This window comes from Flammeovirga sp. OC4 (assembly GCF_000812565.1).
Lineage (GTDB): Bacteria > Bacteroidota > Bacteroidia > Cytophagales > Flammeovirgaceae > Flammeovirga.
Genome location: NZ_JTAM01000145.1, coordinates 1 through 214, shown reverse-complemented (window position 1 = coordinate 214; position 214 = coordinate 1). Strand labels below are relative to the sequence as shown.

Here is a 214-nt window from a genome sequence, read left to right as displayed (position 1 = left end):
ATCTGACAACCAATTAGAGGATATCGCATTAACTACTTTTGATAATGCCAATGATCAGAAAACGCAATTCAATGTTGACAATAACTTCCTATTCTTCGATGATCTTATTGATAATAGCGAGTACATCAGCAGTTATGATGGGCAAACCTATAGCAGTGCTGATACGGAAACAGCGACGGTCACTTTCGGAGATTCTTACTCTTACGACGGTGGG

1 protein-coding gene is annotated in these 214 nt (G+C 39.7%); it reads left to right on the top strand.

The features are described 5' to 3' along the window. On the top strand, window positions 1–214 hold a 214-nt coding region (locus tag PL77_RS32135; protein WP_044213568.1), incomplete at both ends, for a hypothetical protein.